This is a genomic window from Fictibacillus sp. b24 (assembly GCF_030348825.1).
Taxonomy (GTDB): Bacteria; Bacillota; Bacilli; order Bacillales; family Fictibacillaceae; genus Fictibacillus.
Genome location: NZ_JAUCES010000005.1, coordinates 1,709,639 through 1,724,915, shown reverse-complemented (window position 1 = coordinate 1,724,915; position 15,277 = coordinate 1,709,639). Strand labels below are relative to the sequence as shown.

Below are 15,277 nucleotides of genomic sequence, written 5' to 3'. Positions count from 1 at the left end.
TTATTCGCCCCCTTCTTTGTCCATAAGTGTATGAACATCTTTGTCGCCTCGCCCTGACAAACATACAACAACAGCTTGATCTTTATTCATAGATTTAGCGAGCTTTAAACTATATGCTACAGCATGAGCACTCTCTAGAGCGCATAGAATACCTTCATTTATACATAAAAGCTTTAACGCTTCTAAAGCTTCTTTATCTGTTACAGCTTCATATTTTACTCTTTCTGTTTCATGAAGATAAGCATGCTCTGGACCTATTCCAGGATAATCAAGGCCTGCTGAGATGGAATATGGCTCAGTAATCTGTCCTTCACTCGTTTGAAGCAGTTTCGTCAGTGATCCATGAATAACACCATTTGAACCCTTTGATAGTGTAGCAGCATGTTGGTCCGTATCTACACCAAGACCTGCAGCTTCTACACCATATAAGGGAACTTCCTTCTCAATAAAAGGTGCGAACATTCCTATCGCATTACTCCCTCCGCCGACACAAGCTACAACAGCATCAGGAAGTTTGCCATCATGTTCTTGAGTAAACTGACTTTCCGTTTCATGACCGATTACTTGCTGAAACTGTTTTACCATTTTAGGATAAGGATATGGACCCACCGCTGAACCTATAAGATAGAACGTGTCTTCTACTGAAGCTACCCATTCTCTAATCGCTTCGTTCGTAGCATCTTTTAACGTTTGGCTTCCGCTAGTAACTTCAATCACTTCTGCCCCTAAAAGCTTCATCCGGAATACATTTAACGCTTGTCTTCGTATATCTTCTTTCCCCATATACACTTTGCAAGACAATCCATATTTAGCAGCCACTGTCGCTGCAGCAACACCATGCTGTCCCGCTCCAGTTTCAGCGATTATCTTCTTCTTTCCCATTCTTACTGCAAGAAGCGCTTGGCCGATCGCGTTATTTATCTTATGTGCACCTGTATGGTTAAGATCTTCTCGTTTTAAATAAATGGATGCACCACCATTGGAATCACTCAGACGGTCTGCTTTTGTAAGGGGAGTCGGTCTTCCAGAATAAATCGCTAGTTCTTTCTGAAACAGCTCATTAAATTCTTTATCTTTTATGGCTTCATCAAACGCTGCCTCAAGCTCTTCAAGTGCAAACATGATCGTCTCTGGTACGTACTTTCCGCCGAACACACCGTATCTTCCTCTATAATCAGGTACTGAAGCTGTTGTCATCTCATTATCATCCTTTCCAATTGTTCTATCCGTTTCACACTCTTTTTCCCGTTCTCTTCTATTCCGCCGCTCAAGTCTATTCCGTGGGGATTGTATCTTACTAGTTCAGAAACATTATCTGGTGAAATGCCTCCTGCTATGAAACACGTTGTTCCTACTTGTTCAGCTTTCTTCATCATGAGGGGAACATCTACCCAAGAGAAAGGAAAACCTGTCCCGCCGAATCGTCCTTTCGATACACTATCTACGATGATTGCATCAGAGGCATGTGCGTAAATTTCAATGTCTTCAAGAATTTGTTTATTATAAGGCAGTGCTTTATAGATTTTCTTGTTGAAACGTTTACTCAACTCTTCAATCATTTCTACCGATTCATCTCCATGACACTGAATGATATCTATAGGTGCTTCACTCAACACATCCGTAATTTGTTTCATTGAAGCATTTTGAAACACTCCGACGAGCTGTTTCGGATTTCCGTATTTTTCAATCCAGTTCTTCACATCAGATGCGTTTACTTTTCTTTTGCTCTCAGCAAAGATAAAACCAACCAAGTCAGCATTTGTTTTTATTAACAGGCTGTAGTCCTCTTCTGACTGACAGCCGCAATATTTAATTTGAACCGTCATGATAAAGCTCTCTGATTGTGTTTTCTATTGAGTCAGCTCTCATCAATGTCTCACCGATTAGCATACCGTTCACATTGTGATCCAACAGACTTTTTACATCTGAAGCCGTTTTAATGCCGCTCTCACTTATAACAAGCGTTTCTTCCTTAATAAATGATAGAAGAGAAAACGTATGCTCAATATCGGTTGTAAACGTCTTAAGATCTCGATTGTTGATTCCGATCATCGAAGGATCGCATACATCATAAACTTGAATAATCTCTTCTTTAGAATGAACTTCTACTAAACATTCTAAGCCGCATTCCGTTGCAAAAGCGTGCAGGTTCTTTAATTGATCACTTGTTAAACATGCCGCGATAAGTAAAATCGCATCTGCTCCGTGTTCGACACTTTCAATGATTTGCTTTTCGTCTATAATAAAATCCTTTCTTAACAGGGGAAGTGACACGTGATTACGTATGTCTTTTAAGTATTGAAGGTCTCCTTGAAAGAACTCTGTATCCGTTAAGACGGATAAGCAAGATGCTCCTGCTTTTTCATATTCCACAGCGATCTCTACAGGATTGAAATTTTCTTTTATGATTCCTTTAGATGGTGAAGCTTTTTTCACTTCGGCGATCAACGCTGGTCTGTTCAAAGAGTTTGCAATTTTATCAGCAAAAGGGCGATGATCTTTATCTGTAAAATCCAGCTCTCCTATTTTAAATGAAGGAAGAACCGCAACTTCTTTTTCTTTTTGTCTCAATATTTTAGTTAACATACACATTCGCCTCTTCTTTCGTCATTTCTTCAAGATGATAATATGCGGATTTGGATTGTAGACATTGTTTAATGATTTCCACTCCGTCTCGAATACTTAGAACCCGTTTTGACGCATACAAGGCTGCAGCTGCATTAAGGATGACGATATTACGAGCTGATTCGTTTCCTGCACCTTGAAGGATGGAACGGATGAGTTCAGCACTTTCTTGTTTATCTGTAACGGTTAAATCACTTAAATTCCCTCGATTTAATCCTGCTTCTTCAGGTGTGTAAAGAAACGACGTAATCGTGTTGTTCTCAACTAAAAACATCCTTGTTTCGCCTGTAATCGAACATTCATCCAAGCCTTCTTTCCCTGTAACAATCAATGCTCGTTTGATTCCGAGCTCCTTAATCACTTCAGCAAGCTTTTCAGCAACTTTCTCATTGCTAGCTCCAATCAACTGATATGCGGGTGACATCGGATTTAACAAAGGACCGATCGAATTAAAAATCGTTCGGAAAGGCAGTTGCCCCCTTAAAGAGGCTACTTTTTTTAGTGCCGGATGAAAATATGGAGCGTGTAAGAACGCTATATCGTGTTTCTTCAGCTGAGAATTCGCTTCAAATTGGTTACTGGAAGCTTGAATACCTAATGCCTCTAGCACATCTGAGCTTCCACTTTTTGATGTAACCGCTTTGTTGCCGTGTTTGGCTACTTTTACCCCTAAAGAAGCGAGTATGATACTTACTGCAGTAGAGATGTTAAAAGTCGATGCTCCATCACCGCCAGTACCGCAAGTATCCATCAGCTCATTTTGTTGGGAAGAATCTGCCGCTCTAGAGAGTTTTCTGATTGCTTTAACAAAACCAACAATCTCTGCTACAGTCTCACCGCGAAAGCTCATGATGCTTAAAACAGAACTTCCTTGAGCATCTGTTACTTCACCACTCGCCAATTTCTCCATAAAATAAAAAGCTTCATTTTCTGTTAATGTTTCGTGTTTCATTATTTTTTGAATGATATTTGAAATCATATGAACACCCCTTAATCGTTTTGGTTGTTTTGTCTACAAACAAAAACGTTCAAGGAGGAATCGGGAAGGATATAATCATATCTGCACCTCCGTTAATACGGAGAATGAGGAGGATATAAGAGGTCGATCTAATAGGGAACATGTACATACTTCTTATGAAGCATACAAAAAAGCCATGCAGAAATAACCCGCATGGCATATGTACATATCCATTCTCGGCTCTGCTCCACTCAAACTCTCTCAACTTGTCTCAACTATGCTCTAAACTCTAAACTAAATTGCTCTAACCTATGTGCTCTAAACTTATCAGTTACATTAAACCATTGCTGTAAATCTGTCAACAGATTTGTACGTAAAGATTTCCATTCAACTTAGTTTACGATAAAAGAAAGGTTCAACGGATTCTAGGTCGTATAACCCTGGATTGAAAATCTGCTCGGTACTTCCTACGAACAGGACACCGCCTTTTCGAAGGGCTTTGCTAAATTTTTGATAAAGAACGGCTTTTGCTTCCTCAGTAAAATAGATCATTACATTTCGGCAAACGATCAGATCAAAATCGGATTCAAAACGATCTGAAAGCAAGTTTTGCTTTTTGAAGGTTACGTGCTTTTTAATTGTATCTGAAACTCTTATACCAAGTTCCTCTTTCGTAGTATGTCGCACTTTTTTGTCGCTCGGCACATCTTTGATTGCTTTTTCGAAATAAAACCCTTTTTTCGCTTGCTCTAACACTTGCTGATCTAAGTCTGTTGCAAGTATCGAAAACCTAAATACGTTGTTTTTGTGATCTGATAACATCATCGACAGGCTATAGGGCTCTTCTCCTGTAGAGCAGGCTGCACTCCACACTTTTATTGATGACCTGTCTTCAAGTAATAAGGGAATGATTTTTTTCTCAAGCACATCCCACCGTGCAGGATTTCGGTAAAATTCAGAAACGTTGATCGTCATCCGGTCTAAAAACTCAAGAAGCAGTTCTGGGTCTTTTTTGAGTGCATGAAAATAATCAGAAAACGTACCAAACGAGCGTTTATCACGCAGCGCAATGAGTCTCCGCTTCATTTGTGCTTCCTTATACAATGAAAGATTTATCCCTGTTTGATCATATATGCTCTGTTTAAAGCCTTCATAGTCGCGATCCATATGTCTCTCTCCAATTCAACTGCCATGCAAATTTAATCTATATATGTATAGTATCGGATTTTATATTAAATTGTTGCGTTAAGTGGTGACACTTTTAAAATCTATTAGCATACGATTTGCTGAATTATGTCTGATGATGTCGACTCGCCGATATATAACTAAAACTCGCCGGATTATCCTTAAAATTCGCTGTATTAATCGTAATTCTCGCTGGAATATTGCAATAACTCGCCGGATTCATTTAAGATTTTTATTGTAGGAGCTTTGAAACTGCATAAGCTGCTACATCACAGTCTCAACTTTGTCCTGGAAAAACAAAAACCGGCACAATGGCCGGCTAAAACGCTTTCATTTTGTTATAAAATTAAATCCAAACTGCAACTGCTTTATCGTATGACACAAGTTCTTCTTCTTTAAAGAAAAGACCGATTTCACGGACAGCGCTTTCAGCTGAATCAGAACCATGAATAATGTTGTTGCTAACTTGTACAGCATAATCTCCGCGGATTGAACCAGGAGCAGCGTCAGCTGGGTTTGTTTTACCCATCATGTTACGAGCTGTTAGAATAACGTCTTTACCTTCCCAAACCATAGCAAATACTGGTCCAGAAGTAATAAAGTCAACAAGTTCTCCGAAGAACGGACGCTCTTTGTGCTCACCATAATGTTCTTTTGCAAGATCTTCAGAAATGTTCATTAGCTTAGCACCAACAAGCTGAAAACCTTTCTTTTCAAAACGGGATACGATTTCTCCGATTAACGCACGTTGAACACCATCAGGTTTTACCATTAAAAACGTTTTTTCCATGCATTCCCTCTCCTATCATCTATGTATATGTGGGACAAGTTCCCCAGAGAAATCGTACCAAAAATTTTAAAAATTAGCAATCACTCAAAATTTTCGACCAGCGATATAATCTGCTACTTTTAACAAACTATCCCTAGCATCCGTTTCAGGTAAGGAAGAAGCAGCTAGTTTTGCACGCTTCAAATATTTATCAGAAATCTGCGTTGCAAACTCAATACCGCCAAGACGTTTAATATCTTTTAAAAGTTCAGCAAGCAATGCTGCATCTTTTGTTTCGTAGTAAACATTTAATTTTTCCTTGATTTCTGGATATTGTCGCATAGTGAACAGTACAGGCAGCGTTAAGTTCCCTTGTTTCAAATCGCTTCCTGCTGGTTTGCCTAGCTGTTTCTCAGATGCTGTGAAATCTAAAATATCATCTGTAATTTGGAAGGCCATGCCTACACAGAAGCCAAATTCATATAATTTTTTCTGAAGAGAAACATCCGCCTTTGAAGTGATGGCGCCTAACTGACAGCTTAGTGCGATCAATAAAGCTGTTTTTCTTTTTATACGTTTAAAATACTTTCTTACATTTTGATCAGTATCATACTGTTCGTTAATCTGCTCAATCTCGCCAAGACACATCTCTTTCATACCTTGTGCAAGAATTTGATGAGCAAGAGGAATATTAATTTCTGACATTAGTTTCAAAGCGGATGCGAAGATAAAATCTCCTGTATACATGGCGATTTTATTATCATATTTTGCTTTGACGGTTTCTCTTCCCCGTCTCATATCAGCATCATCCACTACATCATCATGAACCAAGGAAGCCATATGAATCAGTTCAAGTGCCGCAGCTGGCTTTTTGATCTGCTGAATGTTATACGTCCCAAACTGAGCAGATAGCAGGACAAATACAGGGCGGATTCTCTTTCCCCCTGCTTTTAACAGCTCAGCGCCAGCCGTATGAATCAATGTCTGATCAGAACGAACAGATTGTACTAGCTGATCTTCAATTTGCTGCAAATCTTTTTTTAGAAATGAGTATAAGTCCTTTAACTTCACTTTTGTTTCACCCTATCGCCCGTTACTTATACGAATACTTTAAGATAGAGGGCATTGTCTTTAACAATCCGCACTCTACAGCTAGCTGAAAATAAAGGTTTAGTCCTTTTTCATGTTCGCCACTAAACTGATAATTTAACCCATTAAAATACGATTCCCAGAACTGAAAAGTCCCTCCATGCTTTGCCAGCACTCGCTCTATGACAGGAATAAATTTTTCTCTTTGGCAGCGTTCTTTGCTCTCGATCATACTTTTTCCAACATACGAAAGAAGCGATCCTTTTTCTGTTTCCATTTCATTTCGATAAGCCATGACGGCAAAAATCATAGGTAGCCCTGTCTGCTGATACCAGATCTCCCCAAGATCATAAACATGATAAGACCCTCTTTTTCGGTATGCTGAAATTGCATCATCCCCAATAAGAAGACAAGCATCGTAATTCTCTAGCATTTTTTCAAAATGAGGTGTTTCCACCTGATATGAAACTTCAACGGAATAAAAGCGATCTAATACGATCTTTAACAGTGCAACAGATGTTTCTGAGCTTGATGTTAATGCGATTTTTTTTCCGCTCAAGTCTTCGATTTTGCGTTTAGAAAATAAAAAGATAGAGTTCACTCTTCCGTAAGAAGACACGGAAAGATCTGGAACTAGACTGTAATGATCAGCATTCTTTCCAAAAGAAAAGGATGAAATGCCACCGATATCGACTAACTGGTTCTCCATCAACCTATTGATTTTAGACGGAACAGCATGTGTAATCGTTACCCCTTGATCCATCAGACGTTCTCTATCTAAATAATAATATAGGGGTATGATGTTCGTATAGCTGATTTCCCCGATGTTCATAATCTATCAGTCTCCCCAGCGTGTAAACAATTCGTGATGTACACCTAAGTTGTCCAAAACTTTTCCTACCAAAAAGTTTACAAGGTCATCCATTGACTTAGGTAAGTGATAAAATCCTGGCATGGCAGGAACAATCTTTCCTCCAGCTTCTGTTACTTTTAACATGTTTTCAAGATGTATTTTATGAAGCGGTGTTTCTCTAGGCACTAAAATCAGCTTACGGCTCTCTTTCAGCATAACATCAGCTGTGCGTTCTAATAGATTGCCAGAAGCACCATGTGCAATACCAGAGAGAGTGCCCATCGAACAAGGAATGATTACCATCCCATCGTTCTGATATGACCCGCTGGCGATTGGTGCATTAAAGTCACGCAATGTGTGGTAATGAAAACGTTCTTTGCCGTATAAAGCAAAATGTTCCTCTATACATTGTTCACGATTCTCCGTATCCCACAACAATTCTTCTCTAAACACTTGCCAGCCTGCTTCCGTTACGACAAGATGCAGTTTATGCCCGCTTTTCAAAATTTCTTGAGCAAGTCTAACGCCGTATACAGCGCCACTTGCCCCTGTAATCCCTATTGTAAATGTCTTCATAATAAAAGGTCCCCTATTGAAAAGATAAACATAACGACACTCAAGATACCATTCATCGTAAAAAACGCTACATCCAGTTTGGACAAGTCATGCGGCTTTACGAGTGAGTGTTCGTAAACCATGATTGCTCCAGAGATGAATACACCTAAGTAATAGATCCAACCCATCCCAGACACAACTCCGAGTGAAATAAAAGCTATAAAACTAGCAACATGCAGCCATCTAGCTGTCATCAATCCGTTCGCGATACCAAAAGCAGAAGGAATAGAGTATAGACCATGAGACTTATCATAGTCAGCATCTTGTGTCGCATAAATCACGTCAAACCCAGCTGTCCAGAACAATACACCAAAGAATAGCAAAAAGGCTTCTGGACTCAGTGTACCTGTAGCTCCAACCCAGCCACCAAGAGGTGCAATGGCGATCGTAACCCCTAAAACAATATGGCATAAATAAGTAAATCGCTTCGTATACGAATAAATAACTAGAAAAAAGACAGCCAACGGCAGCAGTTTCACGGATAGAGAATTCAATTGATAAGCACTGACGAACAAAAGTGCCAGTGAAGCAGCTATAAATACGAATACTTCGCCTCTGTTTAACAGCTTTGCCGGAATGGCCCTTGTTTTCGTTCTTGGATTCGCTCCATCAATCTCTGAATCTATCGCACGGTTAAGTGCCATTGCAGAACTTCTTGCACCAACCATGGCAAGCGTAATCCAGATCCATTCGATCAATGACGGCATAGTGCCTTCTTCTACAATGTTTCCCATGATTGCCCCTAAAAAAGCGAATGGCAAAGCAAAGATAGTATGCTCAAACTTAATCATTTCTAAAATTATTTTGAATTTATTCCACACACTGCAACGCTCTCTTCTATTGCTGTTTTTTCCCGGTATGCATGGCGGCAGCACCTAGTGCATACGATTTGACTTCAACGTTAGACAAACCTGCCTCTTTAAATAGTTCTTTAAGTTCTTCTTTTGTCAAAAATGCTTCTGTTGATTCTTGAAGCCATGCGTATTCTTGATAGCTTTTAGCGAATAATTTACCGAATACTGGCATGATGTAAGTAAAATAAAATTTAAAGAGCTGTTTAAAAACAGGTACGGTCGGATGAGAAGTTTCCAGACACACCACTCTTCCCCCTGGCTTTACAACCCGTGCCATCTCTTTGAGCGCCTGAAGGTAATCAGGAACATTTCTAAGGCCGAATCCAATCGTTACAAAATCAAACGAATTGTCTTCGAATGGCAACTCCATTGCGTTGCCATGAATAAATTTCACTTGAGGAGAGGAGCGTTTTTTCAGCTTTTCAATTCCTACATTAAGCATGTTCTGACTAAAGTCTAAGCCTATGACTTGCCCTTGTGTCCCAACCGCTTCAGCAAGAGCAAATGTCCATTCTCCCGTTCCGCAGCACACGTCCAAACAATGATCTCCAGGTTGTACTTTCATACGCTTCATCGTATCATTGCGCCATTTATTATGCTGTTTAAATGAGATTAAATCGTTCATATAATCGTACTGATCAGAGATCTTTTCAAATACAGAGTGAACCCGTTCTTCTTTGCTCAACATCGGATTAACCCTCTCCTAACATTAAGTCATTTTCACTGCCTGTTTCGATGCTGTATCCTTCTCTATGAAACATGAGAGGCATTTCAACATCTTTGTTTTTCAATTCTTTTTCACAAGCTTTCAAATAGTTCAATTGTTCCTCGCTTAACTGTCTTCTCATTTCTGTATTCTGATAACGTGACACAAGAAGATAACGTTTAATAAAAGGGATATATGTATGCAGACCAAATGATTCTGCTGCTTTTGTAAATAGTAGACTTTCAATTCTCTGCACGTTTTTCAAATATTCTACACTGCCGTTTAGCAGCCTGTCTTGTTGATGCAGATTTGCTTTATGTTCGTTAATACTCTGCACAGCACTCGATAATTGTGAAATCAAATCTAAATTTTCACAACGAGCTAACAGCAGATAGTATAGACTGCTAAAATAGTCACCAGATAAAACAACAAGCTGCCTTTTCTTCTTATCAGCTGTAACATTTTCGTCCAAGATAACATCATGGCGGTCCAATGCAGACTGAATTAAAAGAATTGAACTAAAATATTCCGCTTCTACAGCCTCATCAAGTTCAAGTTCACGAAGCAGACAGTAAGTGATAAATACCTTTGACTCACTAAAGACTGGAGGTTGAATATAACGTTCCACATAGCTGTGCTGCATCAATAAAAGTGTATGTTGTTTTAAGCGTTGAATTTGTTCCATGGTGTTCATCAAATCCCTCCAATGACACAGCAAAATTGTGCTTTCTTATTATACCATAGTCGCCAATATAGTAAGGTTTCAACCTCATCAAAAGACATAAAGAAAACTAGGCTTATGGCCTAGCACATCTTATCGGCGACCTTACCGCCAGTAATCCCTTACGATTCAGTATCTACTTCTCCATGTTTCGTATAGATAACAGCTTTGCCTCTAACCTTTACTGCTGAAGTATGTTCGGTAAACTGTGCGATCATCACTTCACCTTTATCAAGTTTTTCAGAATGATGAAATCTTGTTTCAGTACCACGTGTTAACCCAATTACATTCACACCGTTTTCTTTTGCTTTTATTACAAAAAAGTCAAATTCTGATTTCATGGGTAACCCTCCTTTAATTTCAGTTTCTGATTAAACTTAACACTTCTGCACGAGCCGCAGGATCTTTTTCAAAAACGCCTCGAACCGCTGAAGTCACTGTCATGGAACCAGGCTTCTTAACGCCTCGCATCGTCATACACATATGCTCAGCTTCTATCACAACGATCACCCCATGAGGTTCCAATGTCTCAAGTAAACTGTTCGCGATCGTTGAAGTAATTCTTTCCTGCAGCTGCGGACGCTTCGTAACAGCCTCTACCGCTCTTGCAAGTTTACTTAAACCTGTTACTTTTCCGCCCTTAGGTATGTAGCCGATGTGCGCTTTCCCAAAGAAAGGGACGAGATGATGCTCACACATTGAATAAAAAGGAATATCTTTAACAAGTACTAATTCTTCATGATCTTCCCCAAAAATGGTAGCAAAATGTTCTTTCGGATCTTGATTTAAACCTTGAAACACTTCTTCATACATTTTCGCTACACGTTTTGGTGTATCTATTAAACCCTCGCGCTCAGGATCTTCACCAATAGCTTCTAAAATCATTTTAACTGCTGTTTCAATTTTTTCTTTTTGAACTTCTGCCACGCTTTTTGTCCTCCAATTCCAATAACACAATAGAAAAATTTTAGCATACTGAAAGAAGAATAGCAAAAGGAGAAACCCCTTACACCAAGGGAGATATAGTTTTCTTTATGAGTAATCAGAAGTTGGCGGAAGACGAATACATTTACAGCTAATTTAAAAAAACTAGAGTTCTTTTAATCGAAGTACTTGTTCTTTAGAAAAAAATCGTATAAAAAAAGACCGTGAAAAACTTCACGGTCTTTAAGTTGCCCTATGTATCAATTATTTAACAGCGTCCTTAAGGGCTTTCCCTGGTTTGAAAGCAGGAACTTTGCTAGCAGAGATTTCGATCTCTTGACCAGTTTGTGGGTTGCGTCCTTTACGAGCCGCACGCTCACGTACTTCAAAGTTACCAAATCCGATAAGTTGTACCTTATCACCGCTTTGTAGAGTACCAGTGATTGCTTCGAAAACAGCGTCAACTGCTTTAGATGCATCTTTCTTAGAAAGCTCAGCTTGCTCAGATACTGCATTAATTAGATCAGTCTTGTTCATTCCATTCACCTCCTCTCAAGGATTCACTCACCTTATATCGGTCATGAAATACTTTCGTACAGTATTAATTTAATAGGTAATATACAGGATTTTACTAATTTTATCTGTGACAAGCCTTATATTATACGATTACATTCAAGAATTCAATCTTTTTTAGCTGTTTTTCGGTATTCAACCCTTAAAATTCCTTATTTTTTGACCTTTTTTTACAAAAAACGCCGTTCAGCGAGGTAAAAAAGTCTCTTCTCTACGGCAGGACAATTGTGCTATTTTCTTCAAGAAAACATAAACGCAAGAAGTGTTTTCGCATGTTTAATTAGTTTTGGTAGTGATGAATTTTTCGTTACATGATGCTCGCTTTCCGCCATTTGTGCAGAAAACAGTCTATAACAAGCAAGGCTCTTTTCTAAAAGATTGTTACTTTCAAACCTCATTTTTATTTTCTCCTGTGACAGTTGATTGGAGTGCAAGGTGCGAGACTCCTGCGGGACAGGCGGGCAGGTGAGACACTTAAGAGTGAAACGTACGAATGTGGCTCACCGCCTGCCCCGCGGAAAGCGAGCACCTGGAAAGGAAATCAACCACTTACAAAAACAACAAAGAATACGGAAACAGCCAAAGCAAAAAAAAAAAAGACTCCCGGTTATAGGAGTCTCAACGTTATAAAATAATGGCAATTAATCCGCCTGATCCTTCATTAATAATGCGTTCAAGCGTCTCTTTTAATTTATATCTAGCATTCTCTGGCATTAGTGAAATCTTGCCTTGGATTCCTTCTCTTACGATAGAATTAAGTGATCTTCCAAAGATATCAGAATTCCAGATGGATAGCGGATCTTCTTCAAAGTCTTGCATCAAATATCTAAGCATCTCTTCACTTTGTTTTTCCGTACCAATAATTGGTGCGAACTCTGATTCAACATCTACTTTAATCATATGAATGGATGGTGCAATTGCCTTAAGCCTAACGCCGAATCTAGATCCTTGTCGGATGATTTCTGGCTCATCAAGACTCATATCTGTGATGGCTGGCGCTGCAATTCCGTATCCTGTTTGTTTGACCATTCTTAGTGCATCTGCCACTTGATCATACTCCGTTTTAGCGTAAGCAAACTCTTGCATTAGCTGAAGCAGATGGTCTTTTCCTCGAATCTCTACCCCAACCACTTCTTTTAAAATCTGGTCGTACAAGTAATCTGGTGCAAAAAGATCAATTTCTGCAATCCCTTGACCCATTTCAATTCCTGCGAGTCTCGCATCGTCAATAAAGTCATAGTCTGCAAAGAAGCCAACCACTTTATCCACATCACGAAGACGCTTAATATCCTGAACTGTTTCTCTTACTGCTTCTTCATAGCTTTCACGCAGCCAATGGTTTTCGCGAAGCACCATGACCCAGCTAGGAAGATTCACATTGACCTCAAGCACCGGAAACTCGTATAATGCTTCTCTAAGAACATTGTTGATATCATGCTCCGTCATGCTTTCAACACTCATTGCAAGTACGGGTATATCGTATTTTTCACAAAGCTCGTTACGCAGCTTCTGTGTATCTGGATGATGCGGTTGTGTAGAGTTGATTAGCATAATAAACGGCTTTCCAACTTCTTTTAACTCTTCTACAACACGCTCTTCTGATTCCACATAATCATATCTTGGAATTTCTCCGATTGATCCATCCGTTGTGACGACCACTCCTAGTGTAGAGTGCTCTTGGATGACTTTTCTTGTGCCGATCTCTGCCGCTTCATGGAACGGAATCGGCTCATCATACCAAGGAGTATGAATCATTCTAGGGCCGTTTTCATCTTCGTACCCTTTAGCACTTGGTACAGCATAACCAACAGAGTCTACCAGACGGATGTTAACATCAAGCCCATCACCTACGTTGATTCTTACCGCGTTGTTTGGAACAAATTTGGGTTCAGTGGTCATAATGGTGCGTCCAGCTGCACTCTGCGGTAACTCATCCTGTGCACGTTGACGTTCTGCTTCGTTTTCAATGTTTGGCAGCACCACAAGCTCCATAAATTTCTTGATAAAAGTGGACTTACCCGTTCTTACTGCTCCTACTACGCCTAAGTAGATATCTCCGCCCGTCCTTTCGGCGATATCTTTGAAAATATCGATTTTTTCCATTCGTTTCCCTCCCGATCCAAATAAAGTTCCGGATGCTAGTCTTGGACAATATATCGTATGATTTTGTCCTATTGATTATGACAAAGGAACGGAAATTTTTATTGGATCCTTACATTTCTCTGTTGTATAGTTTCATAAAAACGGGAGGGCGCACTTCAGTGCCTACCGATGAAACTATAAAGCTTGTTTCGTTAAAAGGATTTCCAAAAAAAATCTCTCCGCCTTTTCTATGAATGTATTAGAAAAAGGGAGAGTTCATGCCTATTTTATTAAAAAAACAGGCTTATTGTTTTCAACTGTATAAGGAACCGAATAGATAGGCACAAAAAAGGAATGCATCGCTAGCAAATGACGGATATCTTCATGTTTATCTAACTCGTTCGAATAGCTTGAGATCGCAGATTTTAAATCTTTTCTGTAATCTATAAAAATCTTTGCATCACCGTTAACCATCAACGGGAGTTTCTTGCCTGTAAAAGGGCTCGTAACGTACGGGTCTTCCTTAAAACCTAACTTTTTATAATCGAGCGTGTGCCTGCCCTGCGCTTCTATTTTTTTAAACGGCGGATATTGATGTTCTGCCATATAGATGTTTAGTGCGACCTGTACATCTTGAACCTTGTCTGTTAAAACAAGATCTGCAAGCTTAACAGTCGGCTTCGTTTCAACATCAATTAAAACGTATTGAAAAGTTCCGCCCTTTTCAAAAGCATTCCCAGGGGGCTCCTGCATATATTTGGGGACTAGTTTATTAAAATCAATCAAGTATTTTTGGTAGATATCTGTATCAGCATCTTTTGTTTTAATCGGCAGCACACCTGTATCTTTCTGAAAACTTTCAACGGCTTGCTGAACTGCTGTAATCTGATCCTGATAAGGAACTCGATTTTGAGTTTTTCGTTCTTCGGGATATAAACACCCAGAAAGAGTTAACACCATTAGACATAGAGGAATCCACCATTTCTTTGTCATCTTGATTTCCTCCTTTATCCTTGAACAGGTCCGCTGAATACAACGATTATAATAAGAATACCTGCTACGACCATACAGACCCAGGCGAATAACGAAACAACCGTCTGAAATACCCCTGATAATTTTGATCTGCTGAACATGATAGAAAAAACAGCAATAAACATTAAACCGATGGCAGACAACGCCACCCACATTTTCAATAAACCTTCACTCATATGTATCCTCCTTGTCCACAGCGTACATTATAGCATAATTCTTGTTATTTCCTTTACTTTTTCAGGAACGTGTAGATGAATTTCTTCTAAGTTGAGAGGATTAACTGCCTTTTAG

20 protein-coding genes are annotated in these 15,277 nt (G+C 39.4%); 1 reads left to right on the top strand and 19 read right to left on the bottom strand.

Features of this window, described 5'->3' with window-relative positions; genetic code table 11:
- From trpB to QUF49_RS08860, 16 genes are all read right to left on the bottom strand, one after another.
- A complete protein-coding gene (trpB, locus tag QUF49_RS08935; RefSeq protein ID WP_289495317.1) occupies positions 1-1,197 on the bottom strand; it encodes a tryptophan synthase subunit beta in 1,197 nt (398 codons plus the stop codon).
- Positions 1,194-1,826: a phosphoribosylanthranilate isomerase gene (locus QUF49_RS08930; RefSeq protein ID WP_289495316.1), complete on the bottom strand. Its 633-nt coding sequence runs from the start codon at positions 1,824-1,826 to the stop codon at positions 1,194-1,196. Before QUF49_RS08930 ends, trpB begins: the two co-directional genes overlap by 4 nt.
- Positions 1,810-2,586 (bottom strand): indole-3-glycerol phosphate synthase TrpC, encoded by a 777-nt coding sequence (gene trpC, locus QUF49_RS08925; protein ID WP_289495315.1) that lies wholly within the window; start codon positions 2,584-2,586, stop codon positions 1,810-1,812. Before trpC ends, QUF49_RS08930 begins: the two co-directional genes overlap by 17 nt.
- Entirely contained in the window at positions 2,576-3,604 is a 1,029-nt protein-coding gene (gene trpD / locus QUF49_RS08920) for an anthranilate phosphoribosyltransferase (RefSeq protein ID WP_289495314.1), read from the bottom strand. The genes trpC and trpD overlap by 11 nt, the downstream gene beginning before the upstream one ends.
- A gap of 366 nt (positions 3,605-3,970) precedes the next feature.
- Positions 3,971-4,750, bottom strand: coding sequence for a CheR family methyltransferase (locus QUF49_RS08915; protein ID WP_289495313.1), 780 nt, complete (start codon positions 4,748-4,750; stop codon positions 3,971-3,973).
- 364 nt (positions 4,751-5,114) lie between these two features.
- Positions 5,115-5,558: a nucleoside-diphosphate kinase gene (ndk, locus tag QUF49_RS08910; RefSeq protein ID WP_066241851.1), complete on the bottom strand. Its 444-nt coding sequence runs from the start codon at positions 5,556-5,558 to the stop codon at positions 5,115-5,117.
- Positions 5,559-5,642: 84 nt separating this feature from the next.
- Entirely contained in the window at positions 5,643-6,608 is a 966-nt protein-coding gene (locus tag QUF49_RS08905) for a polyprenyl synthetase family protein (RefSeq protein WP_289495312.1), read from the bottom strand.
- A 22-nt stretch (positions 6,609-6,630) separates the two neighbouring features.
- The gene (locus QUF49_RS08900) at positions 6,631-7,458 is read right to left on the bottom strand and encodes a menaquinone biosynthetic enzyme MqnA/MqnD family protein (RefSeq protein WP_289495311.1); all 828 of its coding nucleotides are present in this window, start codon (positions 7,456-7,458) and stop codon (positions 6,631-6,633) included.
- 6 nt (positions 7,459-7,464) lie between these two features.
- Positions 7,465-8,055, bottom strand: coding sequence for a UbiX family flavin prenyltransferase (locus QUF49_RS08895; RefSeq protein ID WP_289495310.1), 591 nt, complete (start codon positions 8,053-8,055; stop codon positions 7,465-7,467).
- The gene (locus QUF49_RS08890) at positions 8,052-8,885 is read right to left on the bottom strand and encodes a UbiA-like polyprenyltransferase (RefSeq protein WP_289497617.1); all 834 of its coding nucleotides are present in this window, start codon (positions 8,883-8,885) and stop codon (positions 8,052-8,054) included. Before QUF49_RS08890 ends, QUF49_RS08895 begins: the two co-directional genes overlap by 4 nt.
- A 46-nt stretch (positions 8,886-8,931) precedes the next feature.
- Complete coding sequence (locus tag QUF49_RS08885; RefSeq protein WP_289495309.1) at positions 8,932-9,636, bottom strand: demethylmenaquinone methyltransferase; 705 nt, start codon at positions 9,634-9,636, stop codon at positions 8,932-8,934.
- A 4-nt stretch (positions 9,637-9,640) separates the two neighbouring features.
- A complete protein-coding gene (locus tag QUF49_RS08880) occupies positions 9,641-10,348 on the bottom strand; it encodes a heptaprenyl diphosphate synthase component 1 (RefSeq protein ID WP_289495308.1) in 708 nt (235 codons plus the stop codon).
- 149 nt (positions 10,349-10,497) lie between these two features.
- The gene (mtrB, locus tag QUF49_RS08875; protein ID WP_066241872.1) at positions 10,498-10,716 is read right to left on the bottom strand and encodes a trp RNA-binding attenuation protein MtrB; all 219 of its coding nucleotides are present in this window, start codon (positions 10,714-10,716) and stop codon (positions 10,498-10,500) included.
- Positions 10,717-10,735: 19 nt separating this feature from the next.
- Complete coding sequence (folE, locus tag QUF49_RS08870) at positions 10,736-11,302, bottom strand: GTP cyclohydrolase I FolE (RefSeq protein ID WP_289495307.1); 567 nt, start codon at positions 11,300-11,302, stop codon at positions 10,736-10,738.
- A gap of 261 nt (positions 11,303-11,563) precedes the next feature.
- The gene (locus QUF49_RS08865) at positions 11,564-11,836 is read right to left on the bottom strand and encodes an HU family DNA-binding protein (RefSeq protein ID WP_066241877.1); all 273 of its coding nucleotides are present in this window, start codon (positions 11,834-11,836) and stop codon (positions 11,564-11,566) included.
- 275 nt (positions 11,837-12,111) lie between these two features.
- Positions 12,112-12,270: a hypothetical protein gene (locus QUF49_RS08860; RefSeq protein ID WP_289495306.1), complete on the bottom strand. Its 159-nt coding sequence runs from the start codon at positions 12,268-12,270 to the stop codon at positions 12,112-12,114.
- A gap of 37 nt (positions 12,271-12,307) precedes the next feature.
- Here QUF49_RS08860 and QUF49_RS08855 point away from each other — a divergent pair, with 37 nt between their 5' ends.
- Positions 12,308-12,502 (top strand): hypothetical protein, encoded by a 195-nt coding sequence (locus QUF49_RS08855; protein WP_289495305.1) that lies wholly within the window; start codon positions 12,308-12,310, stop codon positions 12,500-12,502.
- Here QUF49_RS08855 and spoIVA read toward each other — a convergent pair.
- The 3 genes from spoIVA to QUF49_RS08840 form a co-directional block, all read right to left on the bottom strand.
- Positions 12,497-13,975: a stage IV sporulation protein A gene (gene spoIVA / locus QUF49_RS08850; protein WP_066241881.1), complete on the bottom strand. Its 1,479-nt coding sequence runs from the start codon at positions 13,973-13,975 to the stop codon at positions 12,497-12,499. The genes QUF49_RS08855 and spoIVA overlap by 6 nt on opposite strands.
- A 261-nt stretch (positions 13,976-14,236) precedes the next feature.
- On the bottom strand, positions 14,237-14,947 hold the full coding sequence (locus QUF49_RS08845) for a hypothetical protein (RefSeq protein WP_289495304.1): 711 nt from the start codon (positions 14,945-14,947) through the stop codon (positions 14,237-14,239).
- A 14-nt stretch (positions 14,948-14,961) separates the two neighbouring features.
- A complete protein-coding gene (locus QUF49_RS08840; protein ID WP_289495303.1) occupies positions 14,962-15,162 on the bottom strand; it encodes a DUF2768 domain-containing protein in 201 nt (66 codons plus the stop codon).
- Positions 15,163-15,277: the final 115 nt, after the last annotated feature.

Excerpts from the sequence above, each read along its gene's own strand:
- QUF49_RS08890 (WP_289497617.1), bottom strand. The coding sequence starts at position 8,885 with ATGATTAAGTTTGAGCATACTATCTTTGCTTTGCCATTCGCTTTTTTA.
- QUF49_RS08880 (WP_289495308.1), bottom strand. The coding sequence starts at position 10,348 with ATGAACACCATGGAACAAATTCAACGCTTAAAACAACATACACTTTTA.
- ndk (WP_066241851.1), bottom strand. The coding sequence starts at position 5,558 with ATGGAAAAAACGTTTTTAATGGTAAAACCTGATGGTGTTCAACGTGCG.
- QUF49_RS08895 (WP_289495310.1), bottom strand. The coding sequence starts at position 8,055 with ATGAAGACATTTACAATAGGGATTACAGGGGCAAGTGGCGCTGTATAC.
- QUF49_RS08885 (WP_289495309.1), bottom strand. The coding sequence starts at position 9,636 with ATGTTGAGCAAAGAAGAACGGGTTCACTCTGTATTTGAAAAGATCTCT.
- trpB (WP_289495317.1), bottom strand. The coding sequence starts at position 1,197 with ATGACAACAGCTTCAGTACCTGATTATAGAGGAAGATACGGTGTGTTC.
- QUF49_RS08865 (WP_066241877.1), bottom strand. The coding sequence starts at position 11,836 with ATGAACAAGACTGATCTAATTAATGCAGTATCTGAGCAAGCTGAGCTT.
- QUF49_RS08845 (WP_289495304.1), bottom strand. The coding sequence starts at position 14,947 with ATGACAAAGAAATGGTGGATTCCTCTATGTCTAATGGTGTTAACTCTT.
- QUF49_RS08840 (WP_289495303.1), bottom strand. The coding sequence starts at position 15,162 with ATGAGTGAAGGTTTATTGAAAATGTGGGTGGCGTTGTCTGCCATCGGT.
- trpD (WP_289495314.1), bottom strand. The coding sequence starts at position 3,604 with ATGATTTCAAATATCATTCAAAAAATAATGAAACACGAAACATTAACA.
- spoIVA (WP_066241881.1), bottom strand. The coding sequence starts at position 13,975 with ATGGAAAAAATCGATATTTTCAAAGATATCGCCGAAAGGACGGGCGGA.
- trpC (WP_289495315.1), bottom strand. The coding sequence starts at position 2,586 with ATGTTAACTAAAATATTGAGACAAAAAGAAAAAGAAGTTGCGGTTCTT.
- mtrB (WP_066241872.1), bottom strand. The coding sequence starts at position 10,716 with ATGAAATCAGAATTTGACTTTTTTGTAATAAAAGCAAAAGAAAACGGT.
- QUF49_RS08930 (WP_289495316.1), bottom strand. The coding sequence starts at position 1,826 with ATGACGGTTCAAATTAAATATTGCGGCTGTCAGTCAGAAGAGGACTAC.
- QUF49_RS08915 (WP_289495313.1), bottom strand. The coding sequence starts at position 4,750 with ATGGATCGCGACTATGAAGGCTTTAAACAGAGCATATATGATCAAACA.
- QUF49_RS08900 (WP_289495311.1), bottom strand. The coding sequence starts at position 7,458 with ATGAACATCGGGGAAATCAGCTATACGAACATCATACCCCTATATTAT.
- QUF49_RS08860 (WP_289495306.1), bottom strand. The coding sequence starts at position 12,270 with ATGAGGTTTGAAAGTAACAATCTTTTAGAAAAGAGCCTTGCTTGTTAT.